Here is an 8,748-nt window from a genome sequence, read left to right on the forward strand (position 1 = left end):
TTATCGCTTATCCTTTTAACTGGTTGTATGTCTTCATCAAACACGCTGAAGTCACTTCCAAAATGCGATGGATATTCTAAACGTCCACTCAACAAATCGATGTGGAATTGGGAAGGGAAAAATCCCTCCTCCACCCCCATCATCATCAGCAACAATATCCCATCATCTGTGAAAGAGGGCAAACTCGAAACGCTTCTCAGCCAAAAACTCACCGATGAAGAAATGGAATCCTACAAAGACTGCGGGCAAAAAGCATGAAAGAACAAGACATAGAACAATATATTGCTGAGGCGCGCTCTTTTGATCAAGATCGCATGCTCGCTTCACGCCGCACCACCCGCGCCTCCCTCGCTATCGCCGCCATAGCCGTTGTCGTCGCGGTTATTTCCTCGCTGGCGGTTATCACCCTCACCCCTCTTAAAACCGTTGAGCCCTTTGTCATCCGTGTCGACAATTCAACCGGCATCACAGAGGTTGTGGAAGCCTTAAAAGAGGGCCCCACCAATGTTGATGAAGCAATCACCCGCTACTTTGCAGCAAAATACGTCCGCTGCCGCGAAGGCTTTGAAACACAAGAAGTACAACACAACTTCCAAACCGTCTCTCTGCTTTCTTCTCCAGAAGAGCAAGAAAGATTTGCCAGTTGGTATGGAGCAAAAAACCCCCAAAGTCCACAAATCCTCTACAAACACGCAAGTGTCACCGTAACGATAAAATCAATCTCCTTCATCAATCAAGACGTCGCACAAGTCCGTTATTACAGAACAATACGGGACGATGAAACCAACAAAGAATTCATCAGCCACTGGGTTGCAACACTCACCTTTGAATATATCAACGCCCCCATCTCTGTACAAAACCGTTTGATAAATCCTCTCGGCTTTATTGTTAGTGAATATAGAACAGATCCAGAAGTGGTCAACTAATCCATGAAAAAAAAATTCCTTTTTCTTTTTCTAAGCACCATCGCCCTTTCTCCTGCTCATTTGGGCAATGCCAGTGTTTTTCCCACCCGCGCACCCAATGACAGCCGCATTCGCTTTATCAATTATGATGCCTATAATGTCACAAAAATTATTGGCACCATACGCTCGTCTGTACAGGTAGAATTTTCTGCTGATGAAGAAATTGCCCATGTCGCTATCGGCAACAGCGTTGCCTGGGAAGTAGCCCCCGCTGGCAATATTCTGTTCCTCAAAGCACGAGAAGTCCAACCCATTACCAATCTGCAAGTGGTCACCACCCGCCGTGATGGCTCAAAACGCTCCTATCAATTTGAACTCATGGTCAAAGATGGAGAAATTTCCACCGCACAAGAAACCTATTTTCTTGTCAAATTTCGCTATCCACAAGACGAAGCCGAACGCAGAAGGCTTGCCGCACTTTTGCGACAAGAAAAAAAACAAGCCAGACAAATTGATGGTCTTTTTGATGCCTCTGAAACCTATGGACCACGCAATTGGGCTTATAGCGCACAAGGCTCTATCAATCTTGAACCCTCCTCCGTTTATGACAACGGCAAAACCACAACTTTTACCTTTCCAGACAATCAGGAAATCCCTGCCATCTATATTGTTGGCAGTGACGGAACAGAATCCCTCGTTCCCAAAACCACCAAAGGCAATATGGTCATTGTCCATGCCATCAGTGCCAGATTCACCTTAAGAAATGGCAGAAATGTTTTATGCATTTTTAATGAAGCCTATCAACAAAAAGGCATAAATCCAGGAACCGGAACAACCTCGCCATCTGTTGAACGTAAAATCGCATCAGATCTTTAAAAAAGCGGGAATAAAGGGGGGCACACCTATGAGTGATAAAACAACTAGCGAAGATCGTGGTGCAATTGGCGATAAACGCAACAATACCTCACAAAGTCTTGGCAAAAAAATTGTCATCGCTCTAGCCTGTATAGGATTTTGTGGCTATGCGCTCTGGAATATCTTATCCACCCCCGAAGAAAAAAAAGACACGGCAAAGTCTCATAAAAAACAAGCACAAAATTTTCACAATACACTAGCGCCTTTAGACTTAGCTCCCGCTGACCCACGTGCAAAACTTGGTCCCATAACCCTACCACCCCCACAACCACTTGCACCAGAACCCAAAAAAGACGATCCTTTACTTGATGCGGCAAGACGCGCCCCTGTTCTCGCTTTTGCTAGAGGCACAAAATCTGAATTAAAAGACATCGTCAACAATGGTCTTAACAACGCCTTTGACAAATTGAATCCCCTTGAAAATCTTGGGCATATGCAAAATTCTCCTGCTCTTCAAAATACCCAAAATTTTGCAACCCTCCTAAAACCAACCAAAACAGAAGAGACAAAAGCAAGTTTCATTGGCAATAGAAACTTTATCATCGCCATGGGAACCTCTATCCCCTGTATCTTAGAAACGGCATTAAACAGTGACCAACCAGGCTTTGCAAGCTGCGTCATTAACCGCGATATCCTCTCTGACAATGGTCGCGTTGTTTTGCTTGATAAAGGCACCCAAGTGATTGGTGAATACCGCGGAGGAATAAAACAAGGACAATCCCGCCTCTTTGTCCTCTGGACCAGAGCAAAAACCCCAACCGGTGTCATCATTCCCCTTTCCTCACCCGCAACCGATAGTTTAGGGCGAGCCGGCTTTGATGGCAATATCAACACCCATTGGTGGGAACGCTTTGGCTCTTCTCTGTTACTTACCGTTATTGATGGCGCCACAACAACCCTCACCAATAGAATGACAAACAAGTCCAACAAAGCGGGCGCCAATAACTCTGGAGGTGGAGATTTTGGAGACGCAAGCAACACTGGAAAAGATGCAGCAAGTATAGCCCTTGAAAACCAAATCAACATCCCCCCTACCTTAGAAAAATACCAAGGCGAACTCGTCAACATTTTTGTGGCACGGGATTTGGATTTTTCTTCCGTTTATAAACTTTCCATCACAACAAGAAGAAACAAAATCTTCCCACGCTCTATTCCAAGAAACTTCTTCTATCATTCTCAAATGTAGTAACAATAAATTATGGCCACAGCAAAAAATTCAGAACGCGCTTCTATCGTCTTAACCAAGTTAAAGATCTTAAGCGACTATCTCAATGACGATAATTTATTTGAAATTGTCATCAATCGCCCTGGTGAAGTGATCGTTGAAGGGCCACATGGTTGGCAAACCCACATCATCAAAGAATTGACCTATAGTGAATTAGAAGGCATTGCAAAAGTTGTTGCTGCCTATACAACACAAAAGATCAGTGTAGAAAATCCTGTTCTCTCCGCAACTCTGCCCAATAATGAACGCATACAAATTGTCATGCCTCCTGCCGTTGCCCCCAATACCATCAGCATGACAATTCGCAAACCTTCATCGCGCACTTTTTCTCTTGAAAGTTTACACGAAAACCAGCTGTTTTCTGTAACAAGGAACGTCAGTTTTACCCCTCTTGAACAAATGAAAAAGCGAGAAGGTGAACTTTCTGACACAGAACAAGAATTAACCGATCTCTTTATCGCCAAAGATTTTTGTAAGTTTTTAGAGAGAGCGGTTATGACTCAACAAAATATTTTGATATCGGGCAAAACCGGTTCGGGGAAAACCACCCTCTCCAAAGCTTTGATTGCCAAAATCCCTGACTATGAACGCATTCTCACTATTGAGGACACTCCAGAACTTGTCGTTCCCCATTTAAACAAAGTTCAACTTTTCTACTCAAAAGACAATCAAGGACTAGCAAAAGCGGGCGCAAAAGAGCTTCTTGAATCAGGATTGCGCATGCGCCCCGACCGAATACTCTTGCAAGAATTGCGTGATGGCACAGCTTTCTATTATATCCGTAATGTTAATTCTGGTCACCCTGGTTCCATCACCACCGTTCACGCCTCCACAGCACTTTCCGCCTTTGAACAAATGACCCTTCTTGTCAAAGAAAGTGATGGCGGTGGAAATTTAGCACGAGAAGATATCCGTGGCTTATTAATTTCTATGATTGATGTCATCATCCAATGCAAACGCTTGGAAGGAAAATTTCGTGTCACAGAAGTTTATTATGATCCTTTCAAACGCCGAGATGCTTTTTAAAAAAACGCAAAGTCAAGTCAATAAACATGAAAACAGTAAAGCTGAAGAAAAAGCAAAAAAACAATCTGAAAAACAACAGAACAGCAACGAAACTATAGGCAAAGATATCTCTCGCAACATTCTGTCTGTGCCAGAGATTTGTCGTCACGGGGTACAAAAACTTAAAACACAGAACAGAATTTAAAAATTGTGCTCAAATCTTAAAAACTGAATGAATGAAGGGGAAATATTCATGAATAAAGTTCTCATAACAACATTGCTGCTTTGTACTGGAATTATCACTGCTGGTTGTGAAAAAAACTACAGTATAGAAGAATTTAAAAAAGATAAAAATTTACGTGATGAATGGAGACGTAAGTGTGGATGGTCAGGAACTTCGCAAAATTGTAAAAACTTAAAAGAAGCAATAGAAGAAGTTCGTCAAGAGCGTTTTGATGACTACCTAAAACAATTGCATAAAGAATTGCATGAAGATATGAAAAAAACGAAAGAAGAGTCTGAAAAACAATAGGACAGCAATTGAATTGTAGACCGAAAGATTTATGGCAACATTCTGTCTGTGCCAGAGATTTGTCATCACGGAGGTACAAAAACCTAAAGCACAGAGCAGAATGTAAAAATTGTGCTCAAACCTTAAAAACTGAATGAATGAAGGGGAAATATTCATGAATAAAGTTTTCATAACAACATTGCTGCTTTGTACTGGAATTATCGTTGCTGGTTGTGAAAAAACCTATAGTGTCGCAGAATTTAAAAAAGATGAAAAATTACGCTTAGAGTGGGATGCTAGATGTGGATTTGCAGGAACTTCAAAAAATTGTGAAAACATGCGGTTAGCATTTTTAGAACTTGAGAAGGAACGTCAGGCAAAAGCAGCAGAAAGAGCGCGTGAAGATCAAGAAGAACTTAATAAAGCATTTGAAAAAGCTAGAGCTGCTAGAAAAGCTAGAGAGGAAAAATGGGAAGCCGAACAAAAAGCAAAAAAACAATCTGAACAGAAACAGAACAGTAATTGAATTATAGACCGAAAGATTTGTGGCAAAATTCTGTCTGTGCCAGAGATTTGTCATCACGAGTTACAAAAGCCTAAAACACAGAGCATAATTTAAAAATTGTGCTCATACTTTAAAAACTGAAAGAAAGAAGGGGAAATATTCATGAATAAAGTTCTCATAACAACACTGCTCCTTTGCACTGGAATTGTCGCTGCTGGATGTGAAAAAACTTATACCTTCACCACTTTCATGAAAAAATTATACGCTTAGAAAAGTTATCTTCATTTTTGTTGTAAATCTCCTGAAATGACTTTACGATTTAAAAGATGTTTTGGTCGTATATGCAACAACCAATAGAGATCTAAAACTCTAAGTTCGAGCGTAAAAATGAAGCCACTTTGTGAAGATCCTGATGTCTTGAGAGACCCGTGAAGCGTGATAAATATATCAAATTTTGGAATTTTATTAACTGTAAGATCATAAAAATGGAGGATACGCTTCTTATTCCAAATAAAAATATTAAAAAATGAATTAATGAAGTTAAAAGTCTTTAATAACTATAACAACTACACTCAAACGACTGGAGCAGTGTTATTAATGTTAAAAGAAACTAAAAAAGAATTTTTTATGAAAAAGCCTCAGAACTTCAGCAGTGAAGGCAAAAACTTTTGAGAATAAAGAAAAACACAAGGCATTTTCTGATGACTTGAGAGGAGGTACTTTAAATACTCTCCGATGCTTCAGCTATCGCGTACCATTCCTTGGTAAAGGAAGAAATACCTGTTTTCATTTAAAAAACGAAAAAGGACAAAGTTATTACAGTGCACCGAATATCCTAACAAAAGATCTAAGAGATAAAAGTAACTCCTTTTAAGCTTTTCAATAAAAACAAAAGCTGTAACTTAACCAATTTTATAACACTTTGCTTGCTATCACAGCTGATATATCCGTGAAAGGCACCAACCAATCTATTTTTCCAAGACCTAAACCGCTAAAAAATGTGCCTCTTTGTGAGATTGTGCACCTTGTATAACAAGGTGCACTTCCTCTATTCAAGAGTACCTCTCTACATCTAATCTCTCTCTCTCAAAAAGCAGTCCATCCTGGTTTCGCCGTCATCAAACGGACCTGGAATCTCTGTGCAACGTTTTTTAAATCCAAGATCTGCAGCAAAGCTATAATGCCTCGTCTTAATTTGAAAGCTGTCATAGTAATATGCGTGGGCTCTTGGCATAGGAATAGGAATTACAATTCTTGCAAGAAGATCCAACGCCTGTTGTCCCCAACCCCTCTTAATATAATTTTCGTGTTGTGCAATATGCGCTACGATCTTATCTTTATGCTCCGAACTACCAGCATTAGCGGGTAGCATCGAAGAAAAGAAGGAAAACAAAGCCGCTGCTAAAATAACTTTTTTCATAGGATAAACTCCTTGTAAGAATTAATACAAATGGCCTCTGCTATCAAATAAAGCAGTTCCACATTTTGCGTTATATACATAATGTATTATACGCATTTTTCTGATACACATTTTGGTTATATTTGTCAAATATATGTTATAATTATTTCATTTTATTAACACTCCTTATTTTAAACATATTTTTCATTGTCTGTTTGGAAGATACGGCATGTCGTTTAACTAGCTATGCTATAGTCAATTTGATCGTGTCATCATTCCAATGAAAGAACAGCAACAAGATGCTTTATCCACAATTGCGATTATCTTATACGCCGTAAAAATTCGTCCTTTAAGACACAGAAGAGGTTAGTACTTTTGAAAATAACAAGAATTCTCCCTTTTTCGAAGGAATCTCTTGAAGATGTATTCAACAACTCCAACAGGATCTCACCTTTGTTTTTTTAATGAGAGCAGTTTTTCGCATATTTTTAACCAATCTGATTAGTTTATCTCAACTTACCGAAGCAATCTCCGCACTTTCTGCTAATTTTCTGTATTCTATATGATATGCTTCTCTCTGTTTTTCGGATATTGTTTTAATTATAATTGTTTTAAGCTCCCTAATTAGAGACAAAAAATGGAAAAGCACCGATTTTCTACAAAATTCCTCTTGCAGAATGTATTTCCATAAACCAAAGCGTTATTACTTACCTGCGCATAGACATAAATCTTGGCTTTTATATATGCCTTTGCATTGAATAAAATTGAAAAAACCTTTACAGAAAGAATAGAAGCAGTTCTTAATATTCTGGAAGGAGATATATTAAAGCATTGAGCAGTGGGACTAAAAAGGCAAAATTTCTCGAAAGTGCTTATCATCTAAACAATGTCCTCCCATAAAGGTAGTTTGGTATACTTATAATATAAATTCGTGATTTGTACATTTAGCTACACAATAACCCTTTACGTGAAATGCCTCTCTTAAAGCTCTATGCCTTACCACCCCCCTTAATCTCTCTCAAAACGCCTCTTTTACAAAAACCAACACTTGAGAATATAATACCTAGCTAAAGTGAGCCCACTATGTTAAAGGAGTGCATCCTATCCAAGATGAAGAGAAAATGTAAAAAACATTTGCCATAAAGATCTCAAGGGTAAATTTATTTTTTACAGCAGAAAAAACAGAGCTTTAAAGAGAATATAAATGAGGGGGGAGACGAATGGCATCATTGTTGATTGATGTGAAAAACGTCTCAAAAACATACCGCAGCATAAATAATGCAACGGGTTTTACCAACAAAGTGGTTTCTCTTTTCAAGCCAATCTATGCAAATTATCATGCGCTAAAAGATATCAGTTTTACTTTGTTTTCAGGGCAAGCACTCGCAATCGTTGGTCCCAACGGAGCGGGTAAATCAACATTGATTAAAATACTTTCTGGCATACAAACCGCTGATGAGGGAGATGTTAAAGTCTTAGGAGTTAATCCCTATAACGCCAAAAAAAATCTGTTTAAGTCTTTGGGTGTAGTCTTTGGCCACAAAAATTGCTTATGGTGGGATTTGCCCCTACGCTATAGTCTGGAAATGGCGCGCCCCTTATATAACCTTGAACAGAGCTCTTTTCACCGCGATCTTAAAGAAATCAGCGAACTCTTGAACATTAAGCATATCATGGATAAGCCCGTGCGCATGCTAAGCCTTGGTGAGAGAGTCAAAAGTGAATTAGCGTTTAATTTGTCCTTTAGACCTCGATTATTATTTCTCGATGAGCCAACGATTGGTCTTGATATTACCTCTAAACATGAAATCAGGGAGCTCCTGAAAAAACTGAAAAAAGAGCAGTCTATAGGATACATCATCACCAGCCATGACATGGGAGATATCGATGGTTACGTTGATGATATTCTTCTTTTGCATAAAGGAAAAAAGCAATTTCATGGCGATATTGAAACGTTGAAAGAGATGATCCCTTCAAGTGTGCGAATAACGCTTTTTTGTGAACATTTGCCAACAGCTTTACCTCTTATAAAGAGCATTGATGAACTGGCAATAAAATTATCCACGCCTTTAAAAGAGAAACACTTTAATGATGAAAAATGTACATTGGAGATTTCACTCCCGCGTGAAGATGTGCCACGTTTCATAAGAGAAATCGCAACAGAATTTAACTGTCCCTTCTCTGTATCCACCCCCTCACTTGAAGAGATGCTCCGTGTTAAATTTAAAGAATTTCTCTAACCATTGCTTTGCTCTCTTTCTTTTTGCCAAGAATGGATTGCTT

10 protein-coding genes and 1 pseudogene are annotated in these 8,748 nt (G+C 39.2%); 10 read left to right on the forward strand and 1 reads right to left on the reverse strand.

Going from position 1 to position 8,748, the window contains the following annotated elements; genetic code table 11:
- Window positions 1-27: 27 nt before the first annotated feature.
- From FS875_RS05800 to FS875_RS10990, 9 genes and pseudogenes are all read left to right on the forward strand, one after another.
- Window positions 28-258: a type IV secretion protein VblB7 gene (locus tag FS875_RS05800; protein WP_144754351.1), complete on the forward strand. Its 231-nt coding sequence runs from the start codon at window positions 28-30 to the stop codon at window positions 256-258.
- A complete protein-coding gene (locus FS875_RS05805; RefSeq protein ID WP_144754280.1) occupies window positions 255-926 on the forward strand; it encodes a VirB8 family type IV secretion system protein in 672 nt (223 codons plus the stop codon). Before FS875_RS05800 ends, FS875_RS05805 begins: the two co-directional genes overlap by 4 nt.
- Window positions 927-929: 3 nt before the next feature.
- A complete protein-coding gene (gene virB9 / locus FS875_RS05810) occupies window positions 930-1,781 on the forward strand; it encodes a P-type conjugative transfer protein VirB9 (RefSeq protein WP_144754284.1) in 852 nt (283 codons plus the stop codon).
- 28 nt (window positions 1,782-1,809) lie between these two features.
- Entirely contained in the window at window positions 1,810-3,006 is a 1,197-nt protein-coding gene (gene virB10 / locus FS875_RS05815; protein ID WP_144754287.1) for a type IV secretion system protein VirB10, read from the forward strand.
- A 12-nt stretch (window positions 3,007-3,018) separates the two neighbouring features.
- A complete protein-coding gene (gene virB11, locus FS875_RS05820; RefSeq protein ID WP_144754290.1) occupies window positions 3,019-4,071 on the forward strand; it encodes a P-type DNA transfer ATPase VirB11 in 1,053 nt (350 codons plus the stop codon).
- Entirely contained in the window at window positions 4,022-4,255 is a 234-nt protein-coding gene (locus FS875_RS05825; protein ID WP_207999987.1) for a hypothetical protein, read from the forward strand. Before virB11 ends, FS875_RS05825 begins: the two co-directional genes overlap by 50 nt.
- Window positions 4,256-4,303: 48 nt before the next feature.
- Complete coding sequence (locus tag FS875_RS05830) at window positions 4,304-4,582, forward strand: EexN family lipoprotein (RefSeq protein ID WP_144754296.1); 279 nt, start codon at window positions 4,304-4,306, stop codon at window positions 4,580-4,582.
- A gap of 154 nt (window positions 4,583-4,736) precedes the next feature.
- A complete protein-coding gene (locus tag FS875_RS05835; RefSeq protein ID WP_144754299.1) occupies window positions 4,737-5,087 on the forward strand; it encodes an EexN family lipoprotein in 351 nt (116 codons plus the stop codon).
- Window positions 5,088-5,228: 141 nt separating this feature from the next.
- Window positions 5,229-5,321: pseudogene (locus FS875_RS10990) on the forward strand (EexN family lipoprotein); the annotation flags it as partial.
- A gap of 817 nt (window positions 5,322-6,138) precedes the next feature.
- On the opposite strand, the gene FS875_RS05840 reads toward FS875_RS10990, so the two are convergent.
- On the reverse strand, window positions 6,139-6,486 hold the full coding sequence (locus FS875_RS05840; RefSeq protein WP_144754347.1) for a hypothetical protein: 348 nt from the start codon (window positions 6,484-6,486) through the stop codon (window positions 6,139-6,141).
- A 1,199-nt stretch (window positions 6,487-7,685) separates the two neighbouring features.
- Here FS875_RS05840 and FS875_RS05850 point away from each other — a divergent pair.
- Window positions 7,686-8,705 carry an ATP-binding cassette domain-containing protein gene (locus FS875_RS05850; RefSeq protein ID WP_144754349.1) on the forward strand — a complete coding sequence of 340 codons (1,020 nt, stop codon included), beginning with the start codon at window positions 7,686-7,688 and terminating at the stop codon, window positions 8,703-8,705.
- Window positions 8,706-8,748 lie beyond the last annotated feature (43 nt).

This window comes from Bartonella saheliensis (assembly GCF_902162175.1).

Coding starts and splice junctions, on each gene's coding strand:
- virB9 (WP_144754284.1), top strand. CDS start 930: ATGAAAAAAAAATTCCTTTTTCTTTTTCTAAGCACCATCGCCCTTTCT.
- FS875_RS05830 (WP_144754296.1), top strand. CDS start 4,304: ATGAATAAAGTTCTCATAACAACATTGCTGCTTTGTACTGGAATTATC.
- virB11 (WP_144754290.1), top strand. CDS start 3,019: ATGGCCACAGCAAAAAATTCAGAACGCGCTTCTATCGTCTTAACCAAG.
- FS875_RS05800 (WP_144754351.1), top strand. CDS start 28: ATGTCTTCATCAAACACGCTGAAGTCACTTCCAAAATGCGATGGATAT.
- FS875_RS05805 (WP_144754280.1), top strand. CDS start 255: ATGAAAGAACAAGACATAGAACAATATATTGCTGAGGCGCGCTCTTTT.
- virB10 (WP_144754287.1), top strand. CDS start 1,810: ATGAGTGATAAAACAACTAGCGAAGATCGTGGTGCAATTGGCGATAAA.
- FS875_RS05835 (WP_144754299.1), top strand. CDS start 4,737: ATGAATAAAGTTTTCATAACAACATTGCTGCTTTGTACTGGAATTATC.
- FS875_RS05840 (WP_144754347.1), bottom strand. CDS start 6,486: ATGAAAAAAGTTATTTTAGCAGCGGCTTTGTTTTCCTTCTTTTCTTCG.
- FS875_RS05850 (WP_144754349.1), top strand. CDS start 7,686: ATGGCATCATTGTTGATTGATGTGAAAAACGTCTCAAAAACATACCGC.